Here is a 24,364-nt window from a genome sequence, read left to right on the forward strand (position 1 = left end):
ATGCCCCGCATCCTCTTCATGGCGGGCCACCGCTGGCCCGACTACGCGACCGTCCTGCCCCGCGCCCTCGAGGAGGCCGGCGTCGCGGCCGAGGTCTCCCCCGACCTCGCGCCGGACGCGGTGGACTACATCGTCTACGGCCCGGCCGGAGACCCCGCCGCGAGCGATTTCTCGGTCTTCCCGCGCCTTCGCGCGGTGCTCAGCCTCTGGGCCGGCGTGGAGACCATCGTCGCGAACCCGAGCCTCACCGTGCCGCTGACGCGCATGGTCGATCCGGGCCTGACCGCGGGCATGGTGGAATACGTCACCGGCCACGTCCTGCGCCACCACCTCGGGATGGACGCCCATATCGTGAATCCCGAGCACCACTGGGCCAACCGCGCGCCGCCGCTCGCCTCCGAGCGCCCGGTGGCGGTGCTGGGCCTCGGCGCGCTGGGCGCGGCCTGCGCCACGGCGCTGGTCTCGCTCGGCTTTCCCGTCCGGGGCTGGAGCCGCACCCTGCGCGACGTGCCGGGCGTGGCCTGCCACCACGGTCCCGAGGGGCTGGAGGCGGCCCTTGGCGGCGCCCGCATCGCCGTGCTGCTGCTGCCGCTGACACCCGGAACGGAGAACGTGATGGACGCGCGCCGTCTGGCCCGGCTCGCCCCCGGCGCGGTGCTCCTGAACCCGGGCCGCGGACCCCTCGTGGACGACACCGCCCTGCTCGCGGCGCTCGACAGCGGAGCGCTCGGCCACGCCACCCTCGACACCTTCCGGACGGAACCCCTGCCGCGGGAGCATCCCTTCTGGTCCCATCCGAAGGTCACCGTGACGCCGCACATCGCCTCGGAGACCCGCCCCGCCACCGCCTCCCGCGCCATCGCCGAGAACATCGCCCGCGCCGAGGCCGGCCAGCCGCTCCTCCACCTCGTGGACCCCGAGCGGGGGTACTGAGACCGCGCCCGGGCTTCAGCCCCAGGGAGCGGCGCCGCCCGGCAGGTCCTGACCGAAGACATTCTCTCGGTGCCATCTGAGGTTGTCCGGATGGGGTCTGTCCCGGGCGTCCCTTGGCATCAGGAGCCTGCCGTCCGGCGGAAGGAGCCGGTCCACGACATCGCCAAGGACCTTGTTGCGCGAAACAAGAATCGTTTGATGGTCCTCCGCGATCGAGACAAGGCCGCGGTCGAACATCCAGTGCAGGGTACCGGAGAGCGCGAGGCCATTCCGGACCGAGTCGCTGCCGCCATGTGCCACAGGTCTTATATGCGCGGCCTGCACCTCCGGGCGACCTCCGCCGTTCCGCAACTGCAGGCCGGACATGGCGCAGCGGTAGCCATAGGCCTCACGGACCCGCCTCCGGAATGCGACGTCCCGGTACGCTCTGCGGGTCAGACGCTCGAGGACAGGCCGGTCGAAGACTTCGACCCGCTCAGAGAGATCGGGCGCTGCGCGATCATAGCGGCTGGCCTCCTGGGCCTCTAGGTCCGCCGGCAGGCCGAGGTTCACTATGCGCGCAAAATCCGCCTCCGGCAGCCGGCGCACGGCGAGTTGGACAGCGCCGCCCGACCTCGGGGACCCGTCCGCCCCGGCCAAGGCGGTCTCGAGCGGTCTGCCGTCGATGAGCCGAGGGACATCGCGATCGAAGCGCAGGAAGCTGCCGTGTGCGATCCTGGCAAGGTAGCGTCCCTCGACACCGGGCTTGGGCGTGACCTCAGCGATCCGCGCCACGGCGAAGTAACCGCGTGGACCGGCCTTGACCGGCTCGTAGTAGACGATCCAGTCCCCGATCCCTTCCTCGATGGCCTTCAGGTAGGTGCGGGGAAAGTCGTAGACCACATCAGGTTCGTCCTCGTAGATCGAGTCCGTCTTGTGCAGAAGAACGAGTTTCACCATCACGCCATGGAAGTCTCAGGCCGTCCGAAAGGCAAGACCGACCCTCTCCCCGCAGGCCCCGCCCCCGCATTTTCTGGCCTGAAATATCCCGGGGGGCCGGCCGCAGGCCGGCGGGGGCAGCGCCCCCTCCGCGTTCAGCGCAGGCGCGGCGGACGGTCGGGGTCGCTGCCGGGGGCGAGCGGGATCAGCCCCTCCTCGCGCTCGGGCAGGTCGATCCGGAGCCCGTGGCGGGCGAGGGCGGCGGCCACCGGCGAGGCCGCCGCGAAGAAGGCCACGTCGAGGGCACCTGCCTCGATCCCCGAGAACACGAGCGCCTCCCGCACCGCCCCGGCCAGCGCCGCCTCGGCCCCCGGCCGGGCATCGACGAAGGCGAGAAGCGAGCCACGGCTGCCGTCCGCATAATGCGCGGTCACCAGCCAGGCGGTCCGGGCAAGACCCGCCGCGCCGCGCAGCTTGGCGTCGAGCCCCTCGAGGAGCGCGGGCGGCAGCGGCCCGGGCGGGCGCACCTCCCCGATCCGCGCCTCGGCCTCGGCGGGACCCTCGCCCAGGGTCGCGGCGAGCCAGGCCACGGCCTCGGGCGGCAGCAGCATGGACGAGGGCGCGACCTCGAGGTTGAGCCCGAGGCCCAGCCCCTCGCCCGCCAGCAGACCCGCCAGCGCCCGGCCCGAAAGCGTGGCAGAGGCGCTGATCTCCCCGGTGAAATCCGTCAGCCGTTCGGGCAGGTCGAAGGCGAGCACATAGCCCGCCCCCTCCACCTCGAAGACGCGGGGCGCCACGCGATCCCCCTCCGCCTCGCGTTCGAGCAGCACGGTCAGTTCGGCATCGGCCACCCGCTCGTAGAAGCGCAGGCGCGCGGCATCGTCCCCGGGGGTGGCCTCCATGGCGGCGTGGGCCTCGTCGAGCGCGGTCATTCCAGAACCTCCCGGACCCTCGTCCGGAGCGCGGGCACCAGCTCCGCCTCGAACCAGGGATTGCGTCTGAGCCAGGCGGTATTGCGCCACGAGGGATGGGGCAAGGGAAAGACCCCGGGCGCATGGTCGCGCCAGCCGGCCACGGTCTGCGTGACCCCCGCCCGGGTCGCCAGGTGCCAGCGGTGGGCATGCCCGCCCACCAGCACCTTCAGGCGCACGGAGGACAGCGCCGCCATGACCGCGCCATGCCAGGTCTCGGCGCAGATCCGCGGCGGCGGCAGGTCGGAGCCTCTGGCGTCATAGCCCGGGAAACAGAAGGCCATGGGCACCACGGCCACCCGGCCCGTGTCCCAGAAGGTCGCCTCGTCCATCCCCAGCCAGTCCCGCAGGCGCGCGCCCGAGGCGTCGTCGAAGGGCCGGCCCGAACGGTGCACCCGCAGGCCCGGCGCCTGGCCAGCGATCAGCACCCGCGCGCCGGGACGGAACCAAGGCACCGGGCGCGGCGCATGGCGCGTTGCGGTCGCCGCAAAGCGGTCCGCGCAGAGCCGGCAGGCCGCGATCCGGTCGGTCAGGGGAATGTCGTCGGCCATCGGGTGCCCGAATCTCCGCGACTGGTCGCGCGCCCTCAATGGGGCAGGGCATCCGCGCCGTACTTCAGGATGACCGGCACCACGAGCTCCTCCTCGTCGGTCAGGTGCCGCTCGAGAAAGCCCGAGAGCCGGCCGACCCGACCATGGAACGCCCCCGCCGCGTCGCGCACGGGCTTGCCCGCAGCGAGCGCCTTCAGCGCGCCGTTGGCATCCTCCACGAAGGCGTTGAGATGCCCGTCGATCGCGTGGTGGTCGAGGTCCAGAATGTCGAAGCCCCGCGCCACACGGGAGTCCTGCCGCTGCAGGACCGGAAAATAATGCGTGTCCTCGATGGTGTGATGGCCGTGCAGCTCGTTCACGAACATGCCGCCGAACCGGCCCAGCCGCTGGCCCCAGGCCTGGGGCGCCATCCTGCCGTCGATCAGCGCCTCGGCATCCTCGCGCAGCATCTCGGTAAGCTTGCGGAACATCATGTGCCGCTCGAGCCAGAACTGCACCATGCCCTGGAAGTTGGCGTGCGCCGCCCAGCCCTCGCGCGGGTAGTCCGCGAGGAGCACGCGCAAGGGTTCGGGCAGGCCGTCGCGGGTCTCGAGAGGCCAGTCGGCCGGAAGGGTGTCGAATGTCGCCATGCCGCGCATCTAGCCTGCCGCGCGGCCCTTCGCCAGCGCGCCGGTGCAGGGCTTCGGCGCGCGCCCGCGCAGGTTCTGCGCGTGCGACATCTCCTTGCGCGGACCCTGCCGTGCGCGCAGCAAACAGTCGCGAATCGGCCTCCTGACGCAGTGTCGCCGGGTCACGGCATCGTCGGGCTTGCACTTTGCAGACGCCTTCCAGACACTTTCGCGCATTCACGGCGCGCGCCCCGCGCCAGCGTCCCCGGCTTGCCGGGCCGCCCCGCCGGGCGCGGCCACCGATACAGGGAGAACACATCATGAAGATGACGACGCTGCTCAAGGCCTCCACGGCCGCGCTCCTCGTCACCGCCGGCGGCGCCGCCCTCGCGCAGGACGCGATGACCGGCCCGAACGGAGAGGCGCTGGCCGAGGAACAGGTCTTCGTCTACCGCGTCCTCGACGAGCATTCCTCGGTCGATCCGGGAATCGTGGAAGACGTCTCGGGCTCCGAGATCGTGCGCGACCTCTTCGAGGGCCTCTACAACGATTCGAAGACCGGCGAGACGCTGGAGCCGGGCGTCGCGCTCAGCCACACCGTTTCCGACGACGGCCTCGTCTACACCTTCACCCTGCGCGAGGACGCCATGTGGTCCGACGGCACGCCGGTCACCGCCGGCGATTTCGTCTTCGCCTGGCGCCGCGCCGCCTCGCCCGAACTCGCCTCGCCCTACGCCTGGTACATGGAGCTGATGGCGCTCGAGAACGTGGCCGAGGTGATCGCGGGCGACATGCCGCTCGACGCGCTCGGCGTGACCGCCGTCGACGACCGCACTCTCGAGGTGCGCCTGACCGAGCCGCTGCCCTACTTCCCGCAGATGCTGACCCACGCCACCACCTTCCCGGTGCCCCAGGCGGTGGTCGAGGAGCACGGCGACGCCTGGACCCGGCCCGGGAACATCGTCTCGAACGGCGCCTACATCCTCGAGGAGCATATCCCGCAGGAGCGCAGCGTGCGCGTGAAGAACGACATGTACTGGGATGCCGAAAACACCATCGTCGAGCGCGTCACCGCCCTCGTCATCAACGACGAGAACCAGGCGCTGACCCGGTTCCTCGCCGGCGAGCTGGACCGGACCGAGGTGCCGGCAGGCCAGTTCCCGCGCCTTTCCGAGGAATACCCCGAGCAGACGATCAGCTTCCCGCGGCTCTGCAACTACTACTACACGTTCAACCTGCGCGAGGACGGTCCCGAGGCCTTCAAGGACGTCCGCGTCCGCCAGGCCCTCGCTCTCGCCGTCGACCGCCAGGTGATCACCGAGAACGTGCTCGCGGGCGGCCAGCCCGAAGCCTATACCTTCACCCCCGCCGCGACCGCGAATTTCGAGGTCCCCGAGGTCGAGATGGCCTCGATGACCCAGGAAGAGCGCAACGCCCGCGCGCAGGAGCTGATGGCAGAGGCCGGTTACGGCCCCGACAACCCGCTGCAGTTCGAGATGGTCTACAACACCTCCGACGCGCACCGCTCCATCGCCGTGGCGATGAGCCAGATGTGGGCCCAGACGCTGGGCGTCGAGGCGACGCTGGCGAACCAGGAGTGGCAGACCTTCCTCGACGCCCGCAACAGCGGCGATTTCGAGCTGGCGCGCGGCGCTTGGTGCGGCGACTACAACGAGGCCTCCACCTTCCTCGACCTTCTCGACACGGGCTCGGGCTACAACGACGCGAAATACTCCAACCCCGAGGTCGACGACCTGCTCCAGCAGGCCAAGACCGCCGAGGACCCGAATCCGCTCTACACGCGGATCGAGGAGATCATCGCCGAGGACATGCCGGTGATCCCGATCTACTTCTACGCCGGGAACTACATGATGGACGATCAGCTGATCCCGTCCTGGCCGGTGGAGAACGTGCAGCAGAACTGGTACTCGAAGGACCTCTATTTCGTCGCCGAAGGCGAATAACGGCCCTTTCGCCCGCTCGCCCGCGCCCCCTGCGATCCGGGGGGCGCGGGCACGTCTTTTCAGAGTGCCCGCCGGGAGACCCCGATGTATGTCTACATCCTGCGCCGCCTCGCGGTCGCCATACCCACCATCCTGCTTCTGGTGATCTTCAGCTTCGCGCTGATGTATTCCGCCCCCGGCGGTCCCTTCAATTCCGAGCGCCCGTTGCCCGCGCAGGTCATGGCCAATATCGAGGCGAAGTACGGGCTCGACCGGCCGGTGATGGTGCAGATGGCAGATTACGTCTGGGGCGTGGTCACCCGGTTCGATTTCGGCCCGTCCTTCCAGTACACCGACCGGACGGTGAACGACGTCATCGCCCAGGGTTTCCCCGTGACGCTGACCTACGGGTTCTGGTCCGCCGTCGTCGCGGTGATCGTCGGCGTCTCCCTCGGCATCGCCGCGGCCTTGCGCCACAATTCCTGGCTCGACTACCTCGCCGTGGGCGTGACCATCGGCGCGCAGGCGCTCCCGAACTTCGTCATGGCGCCGATCCTCGTGCTCCTCTTCACGCTCTGGCTGGGCTGGCTGCCGGGCGGCGGCTGGGCCGGGGGCATCGTCGTGAACGCCTGCGATCCGCGCGATTCGCTCTGCTGGAGCGCCTTCGGCGGGGCGATCCGGCTCGATTACGTCATCATGCCGGTGATCGCGCTCTCCACCTCCTACATGGCATCCATCGCCCGGATCACCCGGTCCTCGATGCTCGAGGTGATGAACTCGAATTTCATCCGCACCGCCCGCGCCAAGGGCCTGCCCATGCGCCGGGTGATCTGGCGCCATGCGCTGAAGCCGACGCTGCTGCCCGTGATCTCCTACCTCGGCCCGGCCTTCGTGGGCATGATCACCGGCTCGGTCGTGGTGGACATCGCCTTCTCCACGGGCGGGATCGGGCAGTTCTTCGTCAACTCGGCGTTCAACCGGGACTATTCGGTGATCATGGGCATCACGATCCTCGTGGGAATGCTGACCATCGGCTTCAACCTTCTGGTCGACATCCTCTACGCCTGGATCGACCCGAAGATCCGGTACTGAGGGGACAGGGCCATGAAACTCGCCCAAAGAGACGCCGTCCTGCTCGAGGAGACCATGGGACTGGCCGAGATCCGCGGCCGGTCGCTCTGGGCCGACGCCCGCGGTCGCTTCATCCGCAACAAGGCCGCGGTGGCGGGCCTCGTCGTGCTGGTCCTCGTCGCGCTCTTCGCCTTCTTCGGCCAGGTCCTCGCGCAATACGAGCCGCAGCACGTCGATTTCTCGCTGATGGGGGCCAATGCCTGGCGCGGGGTGCCGAGCCTCGAGACCGGGCACTATTTCGGCGTCGACAGCGACGGGCGCGATCTCTTCGCGCGCACGGTGCAGGGCACGCGCATCTCGCTCCTCGTGGGCATCGTGGGCGCGCTGGTGGCGGTGGTCGTCGGCACGCTCTACGGGGCGGTGGCAGGCTATGTCGGCGGGCGCACCGACCAGGTGATGATGCGCACCGTGGACATCCTGATGTCGATTCCCTTCATGTTCGTGCTGATCCTGATGCTGGTCATCTTCGGCCGGTCGATCTTCATGCTGTTTCTCGGGATCGGCCTCATCTCCTGGCTCGACATGAGCCGGATCGCCCGCGGCCAGACGCTCTCGATCAAGAACAAGGAATTCGTCGAGGCCGCCGTCGCCACCGGCGTAAGGCCCTTCACCATCATCCTGCGCCATGTCGTGCCGAACCTTGCGGGCATCGTGATCGTCTACTCCACGCTCCTGGTGCCGCAGATGATCATCTTCGAGAGCTTCATCTCCTATCTCGGCCTCGGGGTGCAGGAACCCATGACCTCGCTCGGCGCGCTCATCAACCAGGGGGCCAGCCAGATGAACAACGGCACGCTCTGGATGATGGGCTTTCCGCTCTTCTTCTTTCTCATAACGCTCTTCGCCTTCTTCTTCGTCGGAGACGGCCTGCGCGACGCGCTCGATCCCAAGGACCGCTGATGACCCTTCTCGAAGTCGACGACCTGTCGGTGAGCTTCACCACCGGCGACGGCGAGGTGAACGCCGTCAACGACGTCTCCTTCACCCTCGCAGAACGCGACACGCTCGCCATCGTCGGCGAAAGCGGCTCGGGCAAGTCCCAGACCGCCTTCGCCATCATGGGCCTTCTCGCGCGCAACGGCCGCGCCTCGGGCGCCGTGCGCTTCGAGGGCACGGACCTGCTGAAGCTCTCCGAGCGGGAGCTGAACCGCGTGCGGTCGAACCAGATCGCGATGATCTTCCAGGACCCGATGACCTCGCTCAATCCCTACATGCGGGTCAGCGAACAGATGGCCGAGGTGCTGGAGCTGCACCGGGGCATGAGCCGCCGGGAGGCGGTGGCCGAGGCCGCGCGAATGCTCGACGCCGTGCGCATCCCCGACGCACGGGCGCGCATCACCATGTATCCCCACGAATTCTCGGGCGGCATGCGCCAGCGCATCATGATCGCCATGGCGCTCCTGTGCCGCCCGCGCCTCCTGATCGCGGACGAGCCCACGACCGCGCTCGACGTGACCGTCCAGGCGCAGATCATGGCGCTCCTGGCGGAGATCCGGGCCGAGTTCGGCACCGCGATCATCCTGATCACCCACGACCTCGGCATCGTCGCGGATGCCTGCGAGCGGACGCTGGTGATGTACGGCGGGCAGATCATGGAGCAGGCCTCGACCGAGGCGCTCTTCGCCCGGCCCACCCATCCCTACACCAAGGGCCTCCTCGAGGCCGTGCCCCGCCTCGACCGCGACGACGACGTTCTCCGGACCATCGCCGGAGAGCCGCCCGACATGTCGCGCCTGCCGCCCGGCTGCCCGTTCAGCCCGCGCTGCGGCTTCGTCCGCGATCATTGCAGCCAGATCAAGCCGGGCCTTGTCGAGGCCGAACCCGGCCGCTGGCGCAGCTGCCACGCCCCCGTCCCGGAGGTCGCCGCCTGATGTCCCCGATTCTCTCCGTCACCGATCTTTCCGTCACCTTCGACGTCCGCCCCCCCGGCGCCTGGCCCTGGACCCCGCCGCTGAAGCTGCAGGCGGTGGGCGGGCTGTCCTTCGACATCGAGCCCGGGGAGACCCTGGGCCTCGTCGGCGAGAGCGGGTCGGGCAAGTCCACCGTCGCCCGCGCCATCATCGGCACCGTGCCCCATTCCGGCGGGCGCATCGTCTTCGACGGCAAGGAGATCGGCGCCATGTCCGAGAGCGCGCGCCGCCGTCACCGCAAGGACGTGCAGATGGTCTTCCAGGATCCGCTCGCCGCGCTCAACCCCCGCATGACCGTAGGCGACATCGTGGCCGAGCCGCTGGTCACCCACCATCCCGAGGTCGAGCGCGCCGAGGTCAAGCGCCGGGTCGGCGAGATCATGGAGCGCGTGGGCCTGCTGCCCAATCTCGTGAACCGCTACCCGCACGAATTCTCGGGCGGCCAGTGCCAGCGCATCGGCATCGCCCGCGCCCTCGTCATGCGGCCGAAGCTGCTGATCTGCGACGAGCCCGTCTCGGCCCTCGACGTCAGCGTGCAGGCGCAGGTGGTGAACCTCCTGAAGGAGATCCAGGCCGACATGGGCCTCAGCATGATCTTCATCGCGCACGACCTGTCGGTGGTGAAGCACATCTCGACCCGGATCGTGGTGATGTATCTCGGCCGGATCATGGAGGCCGGCCCCGCGCAGGAGATCACCCGCCGCCCGCGGCACCCCTATACCCAGGCGCTGATCTCCTCGGTGCCGATCCCCGACCCGGTGCTGGAAAAGGCGCGGCCCCGCCCGATCCTCGAGGGCGAGCTGCCCTCGCCGCTCAATCCGCCCTCGGGCTGTGTCTTCCGCACCCGCTGCCCCAAGGCGCAGCCGGACTGCGCCGAGCCGGGCCGCGACCGGATGGACCGGGAGGGAGGCGTGCTGGTGAACTGCACCTATCACGAGGTGCGGGACGCGCTGGCGGTGTGACCGTCCGCTCTCCCGCCCTGCCGAGACCGCCCGCGAGGACGAACGAGGTCGGCGTTGGCGCGGTCGCGGACACGCTCTATATTGCGCGCTCGTGAGGCCCTGCCCCGGATCAGCCGATGCCCGACACCGACCTGCTCCCCAAGACCCGCGCGAAACCGAAGACCGAGAAGCCGAGACTCTGGAAGGTCATCCTCCTCAACGACGACTTCACCCCGCGCGACTTCGTCACCGCGGTGCTGATGCGCGTCTTCCGGATGACCGAAGGAGAGGCGCTGGGCGTGATGATGACCGCCCACCGCAAGGGCGCCTGCGTCGTCGCCGTCTACACGAAGGAGATCGCCGAGACGAAGGCCCGGCTCGGCACCGACGCGGGCGCGGCGCGCGGCTATCCCCTCACCTTCACCACCGAGCGCGAGGAGTGAGCGCCCGTCCCGGCGCCCGCTGAAGCCATGCCGCTCCGCCTCGTCAGCTACAACATCCGCAAGGCCGTGGGCAGCGACATGCGCCGCGCGCCGCACCGCATCCTCGACCTCATCGCCCGGCTCGAGGCGGACATCGTGGTGCTGCAGGAGGCCGACAAGCGCCTCGGCCCCCGGCCCACGGCCCTGCCCCATGCGCTGATCGAGCGCGAGACCGATTTCGGCGTGGTGCCGCTCGCGGAAACCGAGGTCAGCCTCGGCTGGCACGGGAACGCCATCCTCGCCCGCAAGGGCATCTCCGTCCGGGGGACGGAGCGGCTGCCGCTGCCGGGGCTGGAGCCGCGGGGCGCCGTGCTCGCCGATCTCGACACGCCCGAGGGGCCGCTTCTGGTGGTGGGCGCGCATCTGGGGCTGCTGCGGGGCTGGCGCAGGCGGCAGCAGCGCGCGATCCTCGACCACCTCGACGACCTGCGCCCGGGCGGCGGCGCCACCAGCGTGATCGCCGGGGATTTCAACGAATGGTCCTGGAGCCGGGGGCTCGAGACCCTCGCCGAAAGCCACAGCGTCGTGATCCCGGGCCGGTCCTTTCCCGCCGGGCGTCCCGTGGCGCCGCTCGACCGCATCGCCCATGGCGAGGCGATCGAGGTGCTGGCCTCGGGCGTCGACACCTCCCCCGCCGCCCGCCACGGGTCCGATCACCTGCCGGTCTGGGCCGACCTCCGCATAAGGCCCGCCCCGTAGGGTGGGTTTCCAACCCACCTGCCGCCCCCGCGCCCCGGCCTCACACGCACAGCCGTAGGATGGGTTTGCAACCCATCTCCTCGTCCCGGCCAGGGCGCCCCGGTCCCTATTCCACGGTGATCGTCACCACCTCGCTCAGCACCGGCGGATCGTGGGGCACATGGAGCCAGTCGCCCAGCAACAGCTGAAGCGTGTGGGTCCCCGCGGGCAGCTCCTTCGTCACCTGGGTCTGGCCGCCGCCGAAATGGACGATCTGGTCCGTGGCGGGCAGGCCCTGCTCCATGTCCAGCGTCGCGGGATCGGTGTTGATCAGCAGGTGATGATGGCCCGTGCCGTCCTGCTCGACATTGGCGGGGGCGATGCCCATGCCCTCGAGACCGAAGACGATGGTCACGGGATTGCTCACCGTGGCGCCGTTCTCCGGCAGCACGATCCAGGCCCGCGCCCCTTCGGGCGCGGCGCTGCGGTGGCCGTCGGCGACGGCCGCCGAGGCGAAAAGGGCCGCGAGCGCACAGGCGGCCGCGGCGATCCGGTCATGTTTCATGATGTCCTCCCCTGCGCCGCTTCCTCCCCGGCGCCGATGCTTGAAATAGGGTGACGCAGCGTCCTGACCACCGGTGCCGGTTTCGCGTTTCCGTTACATGCCTGTCGCATTCCGGTAACCGGGCCCCTGTAGCCCTCCCGCGTGATGTGACGGGGGATGCATGCTTCGTATCGAGAAGCTGACAAAGACGTTCGGCCCGGCGACCGCCGTGAACAACGTCGCCATCGAGGTCCCGAAACCGATGATGGTCGGCGTGATCGGCGCCTCCGGCGCCGGCAAGTCGACCCTCCTGCGGATGCTCAACCTGCTCGAGCGCCCGACCTCGGGGAGCATCAGTTTCGAGGGGCGGGAGATCACCGCGCTCACCGGGCGCGACGCGCGCGGCTGGCAGGCCGATTGCGCCATGATCTTCCAGCAGTTCAACCTCGTGCCCCGGATGGACGTGGTGTCGAACGTGCTGCATGGCACGCTCTTCCGCACCGGCACTCTCCGCGCCCTGACCGCGCTCTGGTCCGAGGCCGACATCCGTCGCGCCATCGCCATCCTCGAGCGGCTGGGGATCGCCGATCACGCCGGCAAGCGCGCCGAAGCCCTCTCGGGCGGCCAGCAGCAGCGCGTCGCCATCGCGCGGGCGCTGATGCAGGACCCCAAGATGATCCTCGCGGACGAGCCCATCGCCTCGCTCGACCCGATGAACGCGCAGATCGTGATGGACGCCCTCCGCCGCATCCACGACGAGGACGGCCGCACGGTGATCTGCAACCTGCACACGCTCGACACCGCGCGGCGCTACTGCGACCGGATCATCGGGATGCGCCTCGGCCGCGTCGTCTTCGACGGCACGCCCGCGCAGCTGACCACCGCCATGGCGCGCGAGATCTACGGCGCGGACGCGAGCTTCTCCGAGGCCGCGACCTCCACCGAGATCCGCGACGCCGACGGCTCCCGCCCCGCCGCCATGGCGGCCCTCGCCCGGGAGGCGGAGGCCCGCATCTGACCGTTCCCCGCGTCCGGACCGCGGGACAGCGGACGGCGCCCCTACCCGAAGGAGTATCCGACGTGACCTTCAAGACCCTGACCCTGGCGGCCCTCGCCACCACCGCCCTGTCGACCGCCGGCCTCGCCCAGAGCATCGACCAGTTCAACATCGGCGTGCTCGGCGGCGAGAACGCCCAGGACCGCATGACCGCGAACCAGTGCCTCGCCGACTATGCCTCCGAGGCGCTGGGCGGCGTGCAGGTGAACATCTTCACCCCCGCCGACTACAACGGCGTGATCCAGGGCCTGCTCGGCGGCACCATCGACATGGCCTGGCTCGGCGCCTCGGCCTATGCCGCCGTCTACACCCAGGACGAGACCGCGGTGGAGCCGATCCTCGTGAAGACCAACCTCGACGGCTCGTTCTCCTACCACTCCATCGGCTTCGCCCGCGCCGATTCGGGCATCACCTCGCTCGAGGACATGCAGGGCAAGGTCTTCGGCTTCGGCGACCCGAACTCCACCTCGGGCTACCTGATCCCCTCCGTGGAAATCCCGCAGATCACCGGCGCCACGATGGAAGACGGCGACTATTTCGCCGAGGTCGTCTTCACCGGCGGCCATGAGCAGACCATCGTCGCGGTGGCCAACGGCGACGTGGATGCGGGCGTGACCTGGGCCGATGGACTGGGCGACTGGGAAGACGGCTACAACTCGGGCGCCCTGCGCCGCGCCTCGGACGCCGGCATCGTCGACATGAACGACCTCGTCGAGATCTGGCGCTCGAAGCCGATCCCGGAAGGCCCGATCGTGCTGCGCTCGGCCCTGCCCGACGACGTGAAGGCCACCATGACCGAACTCGTCGCCAACCTGCACGAGACCGACCAGGACTGCGCCTACGGCGTCGCCGCCGGCGAGACCGCGGGCTTCGAGCCCATCGGCCACGACGCCTACGAGACGATCATCGCCGTCCGCCTCGCCGAGATCGGCGGCTGAGCCGCCCCGGCGCCCCTGCGGCGCCGGACCCGAGACACCGGGCGGGCCGGAGCGGCCCGCCCCACCCTGCGGGACAGCCATGGCCGACATTCCCCTCTCCCCCGCGGCCCGGACCGCCGATCCGGCCGAGGGCTATCTCGAGCTGGTGCGCACGCGCCGGCTCTGGAACGGCGTGGGCGTGCTTCTCTTCGCCATCTTCATGGTCTCGGCCTTCCTCACCGCCAACGGCCGCAATGCGGGCGGATTCTGGAACGGCCTGCCGAACGTCTTCGACTTTCCCGCCGACGTGGTGAGCGAGGCCTGGGACAAGGCCGCCCTCCTTCCCGGCCTCCTCTGGCAGTTCCTGCCCTCGCTGATCGAGACGGTGAACATCGCCGCTGCCGCCACGCTGATCGGCGCGCTCGTCGGCGCGGTGCTGGCGCTGCTCGTCACCCGCGGCCTTGCCCCCGCGCCCCGGGCCGTGGGCGTCATCCGCCGCCTCCTCGACATCCTGCGCGCGGTCCCCGACGTGGTGATCGCGCTCGTCCTGATCTTCGTGATCGGCGGCGGCCCGGTGCCCGCGATGATCGCCATCGCGCTCCACACCGTGGGCGCCATGGGCAAGCTCTTCTCCGAGGTGGCCGAGAACGCCTCGCTCGGCCCGGTGGAGGGCCTGCGCTCCGTGGGCGCGACCTGGAGCCAGCGCATGATCCTCGGCGTGATCCCGCAGGTCGCCCCGAACTGGGTCAGCTACGGCCTCCTGCGGTTCGAGATCAACATCCGCGCCTCCGCGATCCTCGGCTTCGTCGGCGCGGGCGGCATCGGCTATGACCTCCGGAACGCCATGTCCTGGGGGCCGGGCCGGTTCGACGAGGCGGCGGCGATCTTCCTGCTGCTCTTCGCGACCATCGTGACCGTCGACCAGATCGGCGGCGCGATCCGCCAGCGTCTGACGAGGGGGGCCGCCCTGTGACCGACGCTGCCCTCGCCCCCGCCCGCGATCCCGCCGCCGAGACGCTGCGCCGCTTCGCGCGCCTGCGCCTCTGGATCTTCGGCATCCCCGCGCTCATTCTCGCCTATCTCGTTTACGTCTTCTTCGCCTTCGAGGGCCCGCGCCTCATCGCCGAGGCCGATGGCGAGAACGGCCGCATCCTCCTGGCCGACATGGTCAGCTACAAGGTCCATGTCACCCGCGACCACCGCGACGGCAGCGTCGAGATCGCCATGGAGGGGGAGCGCAAGGGCCGCTACCCCGAGGGAGAGGCACCCGACTGGGTCAGCCTTTCGCCGGGCGAGACCGTGGTGCAGCTGCGCGACGGCCATGTCGTCACCCTGATCGGCGAGGCCGAGACCCGGTTCGAGGTTCCGGGCTACGGCACGATCACCGCCATCGCCAGCCGCTCGGGCGGGGTGGAGACTACCTATCCCGAAGGCCCCCTGCCCGACTGGATCAACGCGTCGGGCAACCGCGTGTCGATCACCACCGACGCAGGCCGCCTGATCATCACCCGCTCTGCCACAACGGTGATGCGCTATTTCCCGGGCTGGGAGCTCTTCTTCTTCACCCTCGACAGCCCCTATCAAGGCCTCGGGCCCGGGGAGCTTCTGTCCCGCGCCGCCGGCGGAGAGGCCGCAGCGATCTGGCAGGGTTTCTGGCGCAACGACATGTGGCGCCATCGCGAGGTCGCCTGGGCGATCTTCGAGACCATCTTGATGGCCTTCATCGGCACCTTCGGCGCGGCGCTGATCGCCCTCGTCACCGCCTTCTTCGCCGCGCGCACCTTCACCCGGTTCGCGCTGGTTCGGCAGGTGTTCCGCCGGCTGCACGATTTCCTGCGCGGGGTGGACGGGCTGATCTGGACCGTGGTCCTGTCCCGCGCCTACGGGCCGGGGCCGCTGACCGGCGCGCTCGCCATGATGCTCACCGAGATCGGCACCTTCGGCAAACTCTTCTCCGAGACGCTGGAAAACGTGGACCAGAAGCAGATCGAGGGTGTCCGCTCGACCGGAGCCGGGGCGCTGACCCGCGCGCGCTTCGGCGTGATCCCGCAGGTCATGCCGGTCTTTCTCAGCCAGATCCTCTATTCCTTCGAATCGAACACCCGGTCGGCCACGGTGATCGGCGCCATCACCGGCGGCGGCATCGGCCTCCTGCTGACCCAGGCGATCATCACCCAGAAGGACTGGGAGGAGGTGACCTATTACATCATCCTCACCGTCCTCATGGTCTTCGCCATGGACGCCCTCTCGGGCTGGGCGCGGCGGAAGCTGATCAAGGGGTCATAGGATGGCGGGGACCGACCGGGCAGTCCGCACGGAGCGGAACCGCCCGGTCAGCGAGTGGCCGCCGGACGCAAGGACCGGCGGCCGGACCCGTCGGGGACGGGCGACTGGCCTGAACTCAGGACTCGTCGTCTTCGGAGCTGTCGTCATCCGACATGCCGTCGCCGGAGGTGTCATCCCCGGACATGCCGTCTCCGGTCATCCCGGTGTCGGAGCCGTCGCCGGACATGGCGGCGTCGTCCATCATCTGGCGATCCGCCTCGTAGGACGCGAATTCGTCCGCGGTCAGATCACCGCTCTGGTCCGCGTCGTAGATGAGGAAGATGACGGCGGCCAGTTCATCGAGGCTCAGATCGCCGCTCTGGTCGGTGTCCGCGGTGGCGAAGTCCTGATCGCTCCAGGCGGGGTTGGCGGTGGCGCTCGAGGCGCGCGACATGCCGGAGGTGAATTCTTCCTCGCTCACAGTGCCGCTCATGTCCTGGTCCCAGTCGGACATGCCGCCGCCGGTGCCGTAGCCGGTCGTGAACTCCTCCTGGCTGACGGCGGAATCCTGGTCGGTGTCCATGTCGCTCATGCCCTGGGCATGGGCCGGGGCTGCGGCGAGGGCGGCAAGCAGCGCGGTGGTGCCGGCGAGTTTCGCAAGGTCGTAGGTCATGTGTCTCTCCAAGAACAAGCATGCGCGGCAGCGGTGCCGCTTCGGGGAATGGCGCGGATGCCATGGTCTGTTCCGGGCCGGCGCGGCCTTCCCGAGAGGAATGCGCCAAACTCCGCCACCCCCCGGCCGTCCCCCGCCCCGCCAGGACGGTCCGGCGCCGGCGCCCCCGTCCCCTCCCCCGAGACGGGCGGAAACCCGGAACTCACGAATTATTCCACCTTTTCATAAACATGACCCCCGGTCCCAACCCGAGACCCGTTCCCCGATGCCCAGACTGAGCCCCGAAACCCCCTTCCTGCACCCGGACTGCGAGATCACGCCCGACAGCACCTTCGGGCGCTATGTCGAGATCGGCCGAGGCTCCCGCATCGCCCACAGCCATATCGGCGACTATTCCTACTGCGACCGCTTCGCCGACATCGCCAACGCCCGGATCGGCCTCTTCTCGAACATCGCCGCCCATGCCCGCATCGGCGCCACGGACCACCCGATGGACAAGGCCTCGCTCCACCATTTCCACTACCGCAGCGACGACTACTGGGACGACGCCGGCCCCGACCACACCTGGTTCGCCCACCGCCGCGGCCGCCTCGCCCATATCGGCCACGATACCTGGATCGGCGCGCAGGCCATGGTCATGCCCGAGGTCACCCTCGGCCACGGCGCCGTCGCCGCCGCCGGCGCGGTGGTCACCAAGGACGTGCCGCCCTACTGGATCGTCGCCGGCGTGCCCGCGCGGCCCGTCCGCCCCCGCCTGCCCGAAGCGACCGCCGAGCGGCTGATGCGGCTCGAATGGTGGCTCTGGGATCACGAGACGCTCCGCCTCCGCCTCGACGATTTCCGCAGCCTCTCCGCCGAGGACTTCCTCGACCGCTACGAATGATCGAGCGTCAGCGCGATCCGCTCGCCTGCAAACCGCGTGAACCCGAGTTCCACAGGAACACCTTCCGGCGTTGCGTTCACCGCTTCCGACAGCAGCAGCGGTGCGCCCGGCGCGACCTTCAGATGCCCCGCCTCCACGGGCGAGGCGAGCACCGCCGAGATCCGCGTCGAGACCCGGACGTAATCCGGAACCCCGCAGGCCATGAGCGCCCGGGTTACCGACCCATGCTCCGCCAGCGCCTTCGGCAGGCCCGGAAGACGGCCCAGCGGATAGACCGCATGAAAGAGCGCCATGGGTGCGCCATCGGCCAGCGCGATCCCGTCCGTGACATGGACCGTCTCGCCCGGCGACAGCCGCAGGACCCGCGCCTCGCCCTCGCTCGCGGGGCGGCTTTCGCTGGCGAGGATGCGCTTGCCCGGCACCCGGCCCGCGGCCTCCATGGATTGACGGAACCGCACCCGCGCCCCGATCGGGTATTCCGCCCGCGCGGGCGCCACGAACACCCCCGCCCCGCGCCGGGCATGGACCAGACCCTCTTCGGCCAGCGCCGCCAGCGCCCGCCGCACCGTGTGCCGGTTCACGCCGAACCGCGCCGAGAGCTGCGCCTCGGTCGGCAGCCGGTCGCCCGTGCCCCGCACCCCCCCCGCGATCTCGGCGCGAAGGGTCCCGGCGATGCTTTGCCAGAGCGTCTGGTCCGTCATCGAAGTTTCACTGGCCAATCCATGAAGACTTGTCTAGTTGTCGAGTTAAGATTTGTCTAGTTGTCGAAAACATGATCCGCGCGGACTGGATTGGCCTCCTGGCCCGAAGCATACCCGAGGCGCTCGAGGCCCGGCTCGACGGGCTGGAGCTGCCGCCCCATGACTGGCTGCGCGCGCCTGAGACCGGAACGGTGATGGTGCGCGGCCGCACGGGCGGCACCGGCGCGCCGTTCAACCTCGGCGAGGTCACCGCCACGCGCTGCACGCTGAGGCTCGGGGACGGGACCGAGGGCCATGCCTTCGTGCAGGGGCGCGACGCGGCCCATGCGACGCGCGCGGCGCTGGTGGATGCGCTGATGCAGGGTCCCCGCGCCGCCGAGATGCGCGCAGGCGTGCTGGACCCGCTCGCCGCCGAGGAGGCCGCTCGCCGGGCCGAACGCGCGGGCAAGGCCGAGGCCACGCGGGTGGAGTTCGAGACCATGGTGAGGGGGGACGACTGATGCGCGCGCCGGGCTTCGCCGATCCGCCCCGAGACAGCGCCCGCGTCTTTCGCGCGGCGATGGAGGCCATGGCCCGCCCCGGCACGGCATATGCGGTGACAGGGCCGGAGGTACCCGGCCTTTCGCCCGCCGCGGCGGTGCTGCTCCTGACGCTGACGGACCCGTCGACGCCGGTCTACCTCGGCCGAGCGGCCGCCCGCGCACGCGACTGGCTGACATTCCACACCGGCGCGCCCGCGGCGGAAAAGAGCGCCGCCATGTTCGCCCTGGGCGCCTGGGAGGACCTCGCCCCGCTCGACCCCTACCCCGTCGGGACGCCCGATTACCCCGACCGCTCCGCCACGCTGATCGTCGAGACGTCGGCCCTGAGAGGCGGCGACGCGCGGCTCACCGGCCCGGGAATCGAGACGGAGGCGCGGTTGCCCCTGCCCGACCGCGCGGCCTTCGCCCGGAACGCCGGGCTCTATCCGCTGGGTCTCGACTTCTACTTCACCTGCGGCAGCGCCCTTGCGGCCCTGCCCCGCTCCACCGCCGTGGAGGCGCGCTGATGTACGTGGCGGCCAAGGGCGGGGAGCAGGCGATCGCGGCGGCCCACGCCTGGCTCGCCGAGGAACGGCGCGGCGACCGGCGCGACCCTGCCCTGTCTCTTCGCCAGATCGCCTCGCAACTGGCGCTCGCCACGGCGCGGGTGATGGCCGAAGGCTCTCTCTACGACGAGGCTCTGGCGGCGCTGGCGGTGCAGCAGTCGCGCGGCGATCTGGTCGAGGCGGTGTTCCTCCTGCGCGCCTACCGCACCACGCTGCCCCGCCTCGCCGCCTCGCGGCCGCTGGACACCGGGCGCATGGTCGTGGAGCGGCGGGTGTCGGCCACCTTCAAGGACATCCCCGGCGGGCAGATCCTGGGACCCACCTTCGACTATACACACCGCCTGCTCGATTTCGCCCTCGAGGCAGGGGACGAGGCCGCCGCCGCCCGCATCGCCGCCGCCCCCGCGCCGACGCGCCCCCGGGTGTCCGAGGTGCTGGGCCGCGAGGGCCTCCTGCGGGACGAGCCGCGCCAAAACGCCGAGCCGACCGACCTCACGCGGACCCCGCTGGAGCTGCCCGCGGACCGGCCCCTGCGCCTTCAGGCGCTGGCGCGGGCCGACGAGGGCTTCCTGCTGAGCCTCGCCTATTCGACCCAGCGCGGCTACGGTCGCACCCATGCGTTCGTGGGCGAACTCCGGATCGGCGCGGTGGAGGTGGAGGTGGAGATCCCGGAGCTGGGCCTGTCCGTCGCCTTCGCCGAGATTGTCGTGACCGAATGCGAGACCGTGAACCAGTTCACCGGATCGCGGCGCGAGCCGCCGCAGTTCACCCGGGGCTACGGGCTGACGCTGGGCCGCTGCGAGAGAAAGGCGATTTCCATGTCGCTGGTGGACCGCGCGCTGCAATGGCGCGAGCTGGGCGAGGATTATGCGGGCGCCCCCGCCCAGGACGAGGAATTCGTGCTCATGCATTGCGACAACGTGCAGGCGACCGGCTTTCTCGAGCACATCAAGCTGCCGCATTACGTCGACTTCCAGGCCGAGCTGGAGCTGATCCGCCGCCTGCGCCGCGAGGCGGGCGGCGCGGGGGAGGCCGCCGAATGAGCGGCTACAATTTCGCCTATCTCGACGAGCCCACGAAGAAGATGATCCGCCGCGCGATCCTCAAGGGCCTTGCGATCCCCGGCTACCAGGTGCCCTTCGCCAGCCGCGAGATGCCCATGCCCTATGGCTGGGGCACGGGCGGCGTGCAGGTCACCGCCGCCGTCCTGACGCCCGAGGACCGGCTGAAGGTCATCGACCAGGGCGCCGACGACACCACCAACGCGGTCTCGATCCGGTCGTTCTTCCGCAAAGTGGCCGGCGTCGCCACCACCACGCGGACACGGGAGGCGACGATCATCCAGACACGCCACCGCATCCCCGAGACGCCCCTGACAGAGGGCCAGATCCTCGTCTACCAGGTGCCGATCCCCGAGCCGTTGCGGTTCCTTGAGCCGCGCGAGACCGAGACCCGGCGGATGCACGCGCTCGAAGAGTACGGGCTGATGCACGTCAAGCTCTACGAGGACATCGCGCGGCACGGCGCCATCGCGACCTCCTATGCCTATCCCGCGCTGGTGAACGGACGCCATGTCTTCGATCCCTCGCCGATCCCGCGCTTCGACAACCCGAAGCTCGAAAGCCCCGCGATCCAGCTCTTCGGCGCGGGGCGGGAACAGCGCATCTACGCGCTGCCGCCCTACACCCGCGTGCAGAGCCTCGATTTCGACGATCACCCCTTCGAGGCGTCGAAGGCGGAGGGCGCCTGCGCGCTCTGCGGAGCGACCGAGAGCTACCTCGACGAGATCGTGGCCGACGACCGGGGCACCCGGCGGTTCCAGTGTTCCGACACGGATTTCTGCGCCGAACGGCGGGCGGGGGCCGCATGAGCGCTGTCGTCTGCCTGCATGGTGCGGCGCTGGCTTCGCTCCGGTGGGGTCCGTTCGACGAGGCGCTCTGGCCGGTCCTGCCGGGCCATCTCGACGCGCCACGCACCACACCCAGCGTCGCGGCCTATGCGGACGCGATCCTGCCCGGGCTTCCGGACCGGGTCGCGCTCGCCGGCCATTCGCTGGGCGGCATGGTGGCGCTCGTCCTCGCCGCGCGACTGAGGGAGCGGTGCCGCGCGCTGATCCTGCTCGATACCCCGCTGAGCTTGCCGCGCTGGCTCCTGCCGCGCGCGGGCACGCGCACGGTTCCGGTCCTCGTGCGGGTGCCCGGACCCCCGATCCTCGCCCGCATCGTCGCGCACAGGACAGAAAACCGGGAGATGCGCCCGGCCGTGGTCGCCTCGATTTCCGCGACCCGGCCCGCGGGACTGTCGGATGCGCTCATCGCCTGCACCCGCTTCGACGGCAGGCCGCTTCTGAACCGGCTGACCGCGCCCGTGCTCTGCCTTCTAGGGCGACGGAGCCTTCTGACCGGGCGACGGGAGACGGAGGCCTTCGGACGGATCGGGGCCGAGACGCGAACCTTCGACACCGGCCACATGCTGCCCTTCGATGCCCCGGACGAGGTAAACCCCCTCATGCGCGCCTTCCTGGAGAGCCACCCATGAGCCCGCTCCTGTCGGTCCGTGGCCTCACCCGGCGCTACGGCGCCCGCATCGGCTGCGAGGCCGTGGACCTCGACCTCTGGCCCGGCGAGGTGCTGGGCATCGTCGGCGAAAGCGGGTCGGGCAAGTCCACGCTGCTGGCCTGCCTCGCCGGGCATCTCGCGGCGGACGAAGGCCGCGTGCTCTATGACGGCCGCGACGTGCTGACCCTGCCGGAGCCGGAGCGGCGCCGGCTGATGCGCGGCGACTGGGCCTTCGTCCACCAGCACGCCCGCGACGGGCTGCGGATGAACGTCAGCGCGGGCGGCAACGTGGGCGAAAGGCTCATGGGCCGGGGGGTGCGCCATTACGGAAAGATCCGCGCCGAGGCCGCGGCCTGGCTCGCGAAGGTGGAGATCGACCCCGCCCGGTTAGACGAGCGGCCCAGCGCCTTTTCGGGGGGCATGCAACAGCGCCTCCAGATCGCGCGCGGGCTGGTCACGCAGCCGCGGATCGTGCTGATGGACGAGCCCACGGGCGGGCTCGACGTCAGCGTGCAGGCGCGGCTTCTGGACCTTCTGCGCGGGCTCGTGCGGGAAATGGGTCTCGCCGTGGTGCTCGTCACCCATGACATCGGCGTGGTGCGGCTGCTGGCGGACCGGCTCATGGTGATGCGTCATGGCCGGGTGGTGGAGGCAGGCCTGACGGACAGGGTGCTGGACGATCCGCAGGCGCCCTATACCCAGCTTCTCGTCAGCTCGGTGCTGCCCGCGTGACCGTTCTCGTCTCCCTCTCGGATGTCGACAAGGACTTCACGCTCCACGCCCAAAACGGTGTCGTGATCCCCGTGCTCGAGCGGGCCGGGCTGGTGGTCCATGCGGGCGAATGCGTGGCGCTCACCGGGGCGTCGGGCTCGGGCAAGTCCACGCTGCTGCGGCTGATCCAGGGCAATTACCTCGCCCGCGGCGGTCGGATCGAGGTGGCGGGGCTCGACCTCGTGACCGCCTCCCCGCGCGAGATCGCCGCCCTGCGCCGCGACCGGCTGGGTTATGTCAGCCAGTTCCTGCGCGTCGTCCCCCGGGTGCCCGCGCTCGAGGTGGTGGCCGAACCCCTGCGCGCCCTCGGCGTGCCCGCGGCGGAGGCACGGGCCCGCGCCGCCGCCCTGCTGACCCGGCTCAACCTGCCCGAACGGCTCTGGCCGCTCTCCCCGACCACCTTCTCGGGCGGCGAGCAGCAGCGCGTGAACATCGCGCGCGGCTTCGTGCATCCCTACCCGGTGCTCCTGCTGGACGAGCCGACCGCCTCGCTCGACGCCGCCAACCGTACCGTGGTGATCGGTCTGATCCTGGAGGCCAAGGCGCGCGGCGCGGCCCTCGTGGGCATCTTCCACGATGCCGAGGCCCGCGTCGCCGTGGCCGACCGGGAGGTCGACGTCTCGGACTTCGCCCCGGAGGCGCCATGACCGGCCGGCTGATCGCCGTCGTCGGCCCCTCGGGCGTGGGCAAGGACAGCCTGATCGCGGCCCTCTGCGTCGCACGTCCCGGCCTCGTCCGCGCGCGGCGGGTCATCACCCGCCCGCCCGCGGCCTCAGAGCCCTTCGAGGCGGTGAGCGAGGCCGAGTTCGAGCGGAGGCGCGCTGCGGGCGGCTTTGCCCTCCACTGGCGCGCCCACGGCCTCGGCTACGGCATCCCCCGGCAGACGCTGGCGGAGGTCCGGGAGGGCGCCGAGGTGATCGCGAACCTGTCCCGCGGCGTGCTGACCGAGGCGGCCCGGGGCTATCCCGCCGTCCTCATCCTGTCGGTCACCGCCCCCGCCGAGGTGCTTGCCCACCGTCTGGGCGCGCGCGGCCGGGAGGCGGCCGCGGAGATCGCCCGCCGGCTCGCCCGGCCCGCACCGCCCCTTCCGCCCGGCGTCCGCGCCGCGCCGGTCGACAACGGGGGACGGATCGAGGACGCCGTCGCTCAGGCGCTCGCGGCCCTGTCGCCGGAGGCCGCATCATGACCGAGCGGCAGGTCCTCGATCACGCGAAAGAGCCCGTCCTCCCCCTCACCTACCAGCGAGACATGGGTGAGTCGGGTTTCCCCGCCAAGGAAGTGGCTGAAATGCGCCTCGACCTGCGCTTGAAGATTGTCCGTTGCACCGGGGCCCGAGAGCGTCAGATGGGCCTGGAACTCGTCGAAGACATAAGGATATCCCCACCGCTCCAGAAGCTGCTCCTGGCGCCCGGTCAGCCCCCCGGCCCGGCGCCTCTCTTCCTCTGCCTCGGACAGCGGCGCGCGGGCGAACTCCATCCGGTCGACGAAGGCGTCCGCAACCTCGCCGATCCCCTCCGTCACCTCTGGCAGCAGTGCCAGGAAGGTTCCCAGCCGCGCGACCCTCAGCCGCCCAAGCGAGACCGGCGCGAGGTCGTCCGCCACGCGCCGCGCGAGACCCCTTGCCTCCGACTCCCCGACGCCCTCGAGCAGGCGGAACGGGGCCCTCAGCGTGGCGTGAAAGCCGTAGCGCCGCGCCGAAGGCGCCTCGACCAGCCCCGGCCTTGCCGCACCCCGGCGGATGTCCCAGCCCAGCCAGTCGGCCCCCGCCTCGCCCAGGTCGCCCCCGGGCACCCAGTAGACAGCGTAGCGCGACCAGCCCATCGTTCCCTCCGTCCGAAAGCC

General features: G+C 70.4%; 29 protein-coding genes. 21 read left to right on the top strand and 8 right to left on the bottom strand.

The annotated features are described in order from the left end of the window. Nucleotides 1-933: a 2-hydroxyacid dehydrogenase gene (locus EAT49_RS08720; RefSeq protein WP_123641935.1), complete on the top strand. Its 933-nt coding sequence runs from the start codon at nt 1-3 to the stop codon at nt 931-933. A 15-nt stretch (nt 934-948) separates the two neighbouring features. Here the strand turns inward: EAT49_RS08720 and EAT49_RS08725 are convergent, their stop codons facing one another. The 4 genes from EAT49_RS08725 to EAT49_RS08740 form a co-directional block, all read right to left on the bottom strand. Further along, nucleotides 949-1,872, bottom strand: coding sequence for an HNH endonuclease (locus EAT49_RS08725; RefSeq protein WP_123641936.1), 924 nt, complete (start codon nt 1,870-1,872; stop codon nt 949-951). 134 nt (nt 1,873-2,006) lie between these two features. After that, nucleotides 2,007-2,783, bottom strand: coding sequence for an SseB family protein (locus tag EAT49_RS08730; protein ID WP_123641937.1), 777 nt, complete (start codon nt 2,781-2,783; stop codon nt 2,007-2,009). Further along, on the bottom strand, nt 2,780-3,373 hold the full coding sequence (locus EAT49_RS08735) for a uracil-DNA glycosylase family protein (protein ID WP_123641938.1): 594 nt from the start codon (nt 3,371-3,373) through the stop codon (nt 2,780-2,782). Before EAT49_RS08735 ends, EAT49_RS08730 begins: the two co-directional genes overlap by 4 nt. A gap of 35 nt (nt 3,374-3,408) precedes the next feature. Next, complete coding sequence (locus tag EAT49_RS08740) at nt 3,409-4,002, bottom strand: hemerythrin domain-containing protein (protein ID WP_123641939.1); 594 nt, start codon at nt 4,000-4,002, stop codon at nt 3,409-3,411. Nucleotides 4,003-4,301: 299 nt separating this feature from the next. Here EAT49_RS08740 and EAT49_RS08745 point away from each other — a divergent pair, with 299 nt between their 5' ends. The 7 genes from EAT49_RS08745 (at nt 4,302) to EAT49_RS08775 (ending at nt 11,087) form a co-directional block, all read left to right on the top strand. Further along, entirely contained in the window at nt 4,302-5,945 is a 1,644-nt protein-coding gene (locus EAT49_RS08745) for a peptide ABC transporter substrate-binding protein (RefSeq protein ID WP_123641940.1), read from the top strand. A gap of 84 nt (nt 5,946-6,029) precedes the next feature. Beyond that, complete coding sequence (locus tag EAT49_RS08750; protein ID WP_123641941.1) at nt 6,030-7,016, top strand: ABC transporter permease subunit; 987 nt, start codon at nt 6,030-6,032, stop codon at nt 7,014-7,016. 12 nt (nt 7,017-7,028) lie between these two features. Beyond that, a complete protein-coding gene (locus tag EAT49_RS08755) occupies nt 7,029-7,955 on the top strand; it encodes an ABC transporter permease subunit (protein ID WP_123641942.1) in 927 nt (308 codons plus the stop codon). Continuing rightward, a complete protein-coding gene (locus tag EAT49_RS08760) occupies nt 7,955-8,926 on the top strand; it encodes an oligopeptide/dipeptide ABC transporter ATP-binding protein (protein WP_123641943.1) in 972 nt (323 codons plus the stop codon). Before EAT49_RS08755 ends, EAT49_RS08760 begins: the two co-directional genes overlap by 1 nt. After that, a complete protein-coding gene (locus tag EAT49_RS08765; protein ID WP_123641944.1) occupies nt 8,926-9,927 on the top strand; it encodes an oligopeptide/dipeptide ABC transporter ATP-binding protein in 1,002 nt (333 codons plus the stop codon). The genes EAT49_RS08760 and EAT49_RS08765 overlap by 1 nt, the downstream gene beginning before the upstream one ends. Before the next feature lie 116 nt (nt 9,928-10,043). Beyond that, complete coding sequence (clpS, locus tag EAT49_RS08770) at nt 10,044-10,349, top strand: ATP-dependent Clp protease adapter ClpS (RefSeq protein ID WP_123641945.1); 306 nt, start codon at nt 10,044-10,046, stop codon at nt 10,347-10,349. 27 nt (nt 10,350-10,376) lie between these two features. Beyond that, nucleotides 10,377-11,087 (top strand): endonuclease/exonuclease/phosphatase family protein, encoded by a 711-nt coding sequence (locus tag EAT49_RS08775; protein ID WP_123641946.1) that lies wholly within the window; start codon nt 10,377-10,379, stop codon nt 11,085-11,087. A 106-nt stretch (nt 11,088-11,193) separates the two neighbouring features. On the opposite strand, the gene EAT49_RS08780 is transcribed toward EAT49_RS08775, so the two are convergent. After that, on the bottom strand, nt 11,194-11,631 hold the full coding sequence (locus EAT49_RS08780) for a DUF4399 domain-containing protein (protein WP_123641947.1): 438 nt from the start codon (nt 11,629-11,631) through the stop codon (nt 11,194-11,196). Between the two features lie 160 nt (nt 11,632-11,791). On the opposite strand from EAT49_RS08780, the gene phnC reads away from it, so the two are divergent. The 4 genes from phnC to phnE (EAT49_RS08800) all read left to right on the top strand — a co-directional run bounded on the left by phnC (nt 11,792) and on the right by phnE (EAT49_RS08800) (nt 15,870). Further along, nucleotides 11,792-12,628: a phosphonate ABC transporter ATP-binding protein gene (gene phnC / locus EAT49_RS08785; RefSeq protein WP_123641948.1), complete on the top strand. Its 837-nt coding sequence runs from the start codon at nt 11,792-11,794 to the stop codon at nt 12,626-12,628. A 62-nt stretch (nt 12,629-12,690) separates the two neighbouring features. After that, nucleotides 12,691-13,605 carry a phosphonate ABC transporter substrate-binding protein gene (phnD, locus tag EAT49_RS08790; protein ID WP_185020704.1) on the top strand — a complete coding sequence of 305 codons (915 nt, stop codon included), beginning with the start codon at nt 12,691-12,693 and terminating at the stop codon, nt 13,603-13,605. A 79-nt stretch (nt 13,606-13,684) separates the two neighbouring features. Beyond that, a complete protein-coding gene (gene phnE / locus EAT49_RS08795) occupies nt 13,685-14,557 on the top strand; it encodes a phosphonate ABC transporter, permease protein PhnE (RefSeq protein WP_123641949.1) in 873 nt (290 codons plus the stop codon). Further along, nucleotides 14,554-15,870, top strand: coding sequence for a phosphonate ABC transporter, permease protein PhnE (phnE, locus tag EAT49_RS08800; protein WP_123641950.1), 1,317 nt, complete (start codon nt 14,554-14,556; stop codon nt 15,868-15,870). The genes phnE (EAT49_RS08795) and phnE (EAT49_RS08800) overlap by 4 nt, the downstream gene beginning before the upstream one ends. 115 nt (nt 15,871-15,985) lie before the next feature. Here the strand turns inward: phnE (EAT49_RS08800) and EAT49_RS08805 are convergent, their stop codons facing one another. Next, the gene (locus EAT49_RS08805; RefSeq protein ID WP_123641951.1) at nt 15,986-16,522 is read right to left on the bottom strand and encodes an EF-hand domain-containing protein; all 537 of its coding nucleotides are present in this window, start codon (nt 16,520-16,522) and stop codon (nt 15,986-15,988) included. A 265-nt stretch (nt 16,523-16,787) separates the two neighbouring features. Here EAT49_RS08805 and EAT49_RS08810 point away from each other — a divergent pair, with 265 nt between their 5' ends. Beyond that, on the top strand, nt 16,788-17,405 hold the full coding sequence (locus tag EAT49_RS08810; protein WP_123641952.1) for an LbetaH domain-containing protein: 618 nt from the start codon (nt 16,788-16,790) through the stop codon (nt 17,403-17,405). Here the strand turns inward: EAT49_RS08810 and phnF are convergent. Continuing rightward, on the bottom strand, nt 17,396-18,106 hold the full coding sequence (gene phnF, locus EAT49_RS08815) for a phosphonate metabolism transcriptional regulator PhnF (RefSeq protein ID WP_123641953.1): 711 nt from the start codon (nt 18,104-18,106) through the stop codon (nt 17,396-17,398). The genes EAT49_RS08810 and phnF overlap by 10 nt on opposite strands. 71 nt (nt 18,107-18,177) lie before the next feature. Between phnF and phnG the strand changes: the two genes are divergently transcribed. Genes phnG through phnN form a run of 8 tightly spaced genes read left to right on the top strand, consistent with a single transcriptional unit; the run spans nt 18,178 to nt 23,708 of the window. Further along, entirely contained in the window at nt 18,178-18,606 is a 429-nt protein-coding gene (phnG, locus tag EAT49_RS08820) for a phosphonate C-P lyase system protein PhnG (RefSeq protein ID WP_123641954.1), read from the top strand. After that, nucleotides 18,606-19,154, top strand: coding sequence for a phosphonate C-P lyase system protein PhnH (phnH, locus tag EAT49_RS08825; RefSeq protein ID WP_123641955.1), 549 nt, complete (start codon nt 18,606-18,608; stop codon nt 19,152-19,154). The genes phnG and phnH overlap by 1 nt, the downstream gene beginning before the upstream one ends. Further along, entirely contained in the window at nt 19,154-20,236 is a 1,083-nt protein-coding gene (locus EAT49_RS08830) for a carbon-phosphorus lyase complex subunit (RefSeq protein ID WP_123641956.1), read from the top strand. Before phnH ends, EAT49_RS08830 begins: the two co-directional genes overlap by 1 nt. Then, nucleotides 20,233-21,063 (top strand): alpha-D-ribose 1-methylphosphonate 5-phosphate C-P-lyase PhnJ, encoded by an 831-nt coding sequence (locus tag EAT49_RS08835; protein ID WP_123641957.1) that lies wholly within the window; start codon nt 20,233-20,235, stop codon nt 21,061-21,063. The genes EAT49_RS08830 and EAT49_RS08835 overlap by 4 nt, the downstream gene beginning before the upstream one ends. Continuing rightward, on the top strand, nt 21,060-21,731 hold the full coding sequence (locus EAT49_RS08840; RefSeq protein WP_123641958.1) for an alpha/beta fold hydrolase: 672 nt from the start codon (nt 21,060-21,062) through the stop codon (nt 21,729-21,731). The genes EAT49_RS08835 and EAT49_RS08840 overlap by 4 nt, the downstream gene beginning before the upstream one ends. Continuing rightward, complete coding sequence (gene phnK / locus EAT49_RS08845; RefSeq protein WP_123641959.1) at nt 21,728-22,483, top strand: phosphonate C-P lyase system protein PhnK; 756 nt, start codon at nt 21,728-21,730, stop codon at nt 22,481-22,483. Before EAT49_RS08840 ends, phnK begins: the two co-directional genes overlap by 4 nt. Then, nucleotides 22,480-23,169 carry a phosphonate C-P lyase system protein PhnL gene (gene phnL, locus EAT49_RS08850; protein ID WP_123641960.1) on the top strand — a complete coding sequence of 230 codons (690 nt, stop codon included), beginning with the start codon at nt 22,480-22,482 and terminating at the stop codon, nt 23,167-23,169. The genes phnK and phnL overlap by 4 nt, the downstream gene beginning before the upstream one ends. Next, the gene (phnN, locus tag EAT49_RS08855) at nt 23,166-23,708 is read left to right on the top strand and encodes a phosphonate metabolism protein/1,5-bisphosphokinase (PRPP-forming) PhnN (RefSeq protein WP_123641961.1); all 543 of its coding nucleotides are present in this window, start codon (nt 23,166-23,168) and stop codon (nt 23,706-23,708) included. Before phnL ends, phnN begins: the two co-directional genes overlap by 4 nt. On the opposite strand, the gene EAT49_RS08860 is transcribed toward phnN, so the two are convergent. After that, complete coding sequence (locus EAT49_RS08860; RefSeq protein WP_123641962.1) at nt 23,669-24,343, bottom strand: DUF1045 domain-containing protein; 675 nt, start codon at nt 24,341-24,343, stop codon at nt 23,669-23,671. The genes phnN and EAT49_RS08860 overlap by 40 nt on opposite strands. Nucleotides 24,344-24,364: the final 21 nt, after the last annotated feature.

It is taken from the genome of Histidinibacterium lentulum, assembly GCF_003789055.1.
GTDB lineage: Bacteria > Pseudomonadota > Alphaproteobacteria > Rhodobacterales > Rhodobacteraceae > Oceanicola > Oceanicola lentulus.

Coding starts and splice junctions, on each gene's coding strand:
- EAT49_RS08720 (WP_123641935.1), top strand. CDS start 1: ATGCCCCGCATCCTCTTCATGGCGGGCCACCGCTGGCCCGACTACGCG.
- EAT49_RS08725 (WP_123641936.1), bottom strand. CDS start 1,872: ATGGTGAAACTCGTTCTTCTGCACAAGACGGACTCGATCTACGAGGAC.
- EAT49_RS08730 (WP_123641937.1), bottom strand. CDS start 2,783: ATGACCGCGCTCGACGAGGCCCACGCCGCCATGGAGGCCACCCCCGGG.
- EAT49_RS08735 (WP_123641938.1), bottom strand. CDS start 3,373: ATGGCCGACGACATTCCCCTGACCGACCGGATCGCGGCCTGCCGGCTC.
- EAT49_RS08740 (WP_123641939.1), bottom strand. CDS start 4,002: ATGGCGACATTCGACACCCTTCCGGCCGACTGGCCTCTCGAGACCCGC.
- EAT49_RS08745 (WP_123641940.1), top strand. CDS start 4,302: ATGAAGATGACGACGCTGCTCAAGGCCTCCACGGCCGCGCTCCTCGTC.
- EAT49_RS08750 (WP_123641941.1), top strand. CDS start 6,030: ATGTATGTCTACATCCTGCGCCGCCTCGCGGTCGCCATACCCACCATC.
- EAT49_RS08755 (WP_123641942.1), top strand. CDS start 7,029: ATGAAACTCGCCCAAAGAGACGCCGTCCTGCTCGAGGAGACCATGGGA.
- EAT49_RS08760 (WP_123641943.1), top strand. CDS start 7,955: ATGACCCTTCTCGAAGTCGACGACCTGTCGGTGAGCTTCACCACCGGC.
- EAT49_RS08765 (WP_123641944.1), top strand. CDS start 8,926: ATGTCCCCGATTCTCTCCGTCACCGATCTTTCCGTCACCTTCGACGTC.
- clpS (WP_123641945.1), top strand. CDS start 10,044: ATGCCCGACACCGACCTGCTCCCCAAGACCCGCGCGAAACCGAAGACC.
- EAT49_RS08775 (WP_123641946.1), top strand. CDS start 10,377: ATGCCGCTCCGCCTCGTCAGCTACAACATCCGCAAGGCCGTGGGCAGC.
- EAT49_RS08780 (WP_123641947.1), bottom strand. CDS start 11,631: ATGAAACATGACCGGATCGCCGCGGCCGCCTGTGCGCTCGCGGCCCTT.
- phnC (WP_123641948.1), top strand. CDS start 11,792: ATGCTTCGTATCGAGAAGCTGACAAAGACGTTCGGCCCGGCGACCGCC.
- phnE (WP_123641949.1), top strand. CDS start 13,685: ATGGCCGACATTCCCCTCTCCCCCGCGGCCCGGACCGCCGATCCGGCC.
- EAT49_RS08805 (WP_123641951.1), bottom strand. CDS start 16,522: ATGACCTACGACCTTGCGAAACTCGCCGGCACCACCGCGCTGCTTGCC.
- EAT49_RS08810 (WP_123641952.1), top strand. CDS start 16,788: ATGCCCAGACTGAGCCCCGAAACCCCCTTCCTGCACCCGGACTGCGAG.
- phnF (WP_123641953.1), bottom strand. CDS start 18,106: ATGACGGACCAGACGCTCTGGCAAAGCATCGCCGGGACCCTTCGCGCC.
- phnG (WP_123641954.1), top strand. CDS start 18,178: ATGATCCGCGCGGACTGGATTGGCCTCCTGGCCCGAAGCATACCCGAG.
- phnH (WP_123641955.1), top strand. CDS start 18,606: ATGCGCGCGCCGGGCTTCGCCGATCCGCCCCGAGACAGCGCCCGCGTC.
- EAT49_RS08830 (WP_123641956.1), top strand. CDS start 19,154: ATGTACGTGGCGGCCAAGGGCGGGGAGCAGGCGATCGCGGCGGCCCAC.
- EAT49_RS08835 (WP_123641957.1), top strand. CDS start 20,233: ATGAGCGGCTACAATTTCGCCTATCTCGACGAGCCCACGAAGAAGATG.
- EAT49_RS08840 (WP_123641958.1), top strand. CDS start 21,060: ATGAGCGCTGTCGTCTGCCTGCATGGTGCGGCGCTGGCTTCGCTCCGG.
- phnK (WP_123641959.1), top strand. CDS start 21,728: ATGAGCCCGCTCCTGTCGGTCCGTGGCCTCACCCGGCGCTACGGCGCC.
- phnN (WP_123641961.1), top strand. CDS start 23,166: ATGACCGGCCGGCTGATCGCCGTCGTCGGCCCCTCGGGCGTGGGCAAG.
- EAT49_RS08860 (WP_123641962.1), bottom strand. CDS start 24,343: ATGGGCTGGTCGCGCTACGCTGTCTACTGGGTGCCCGGGGGCGACCTG.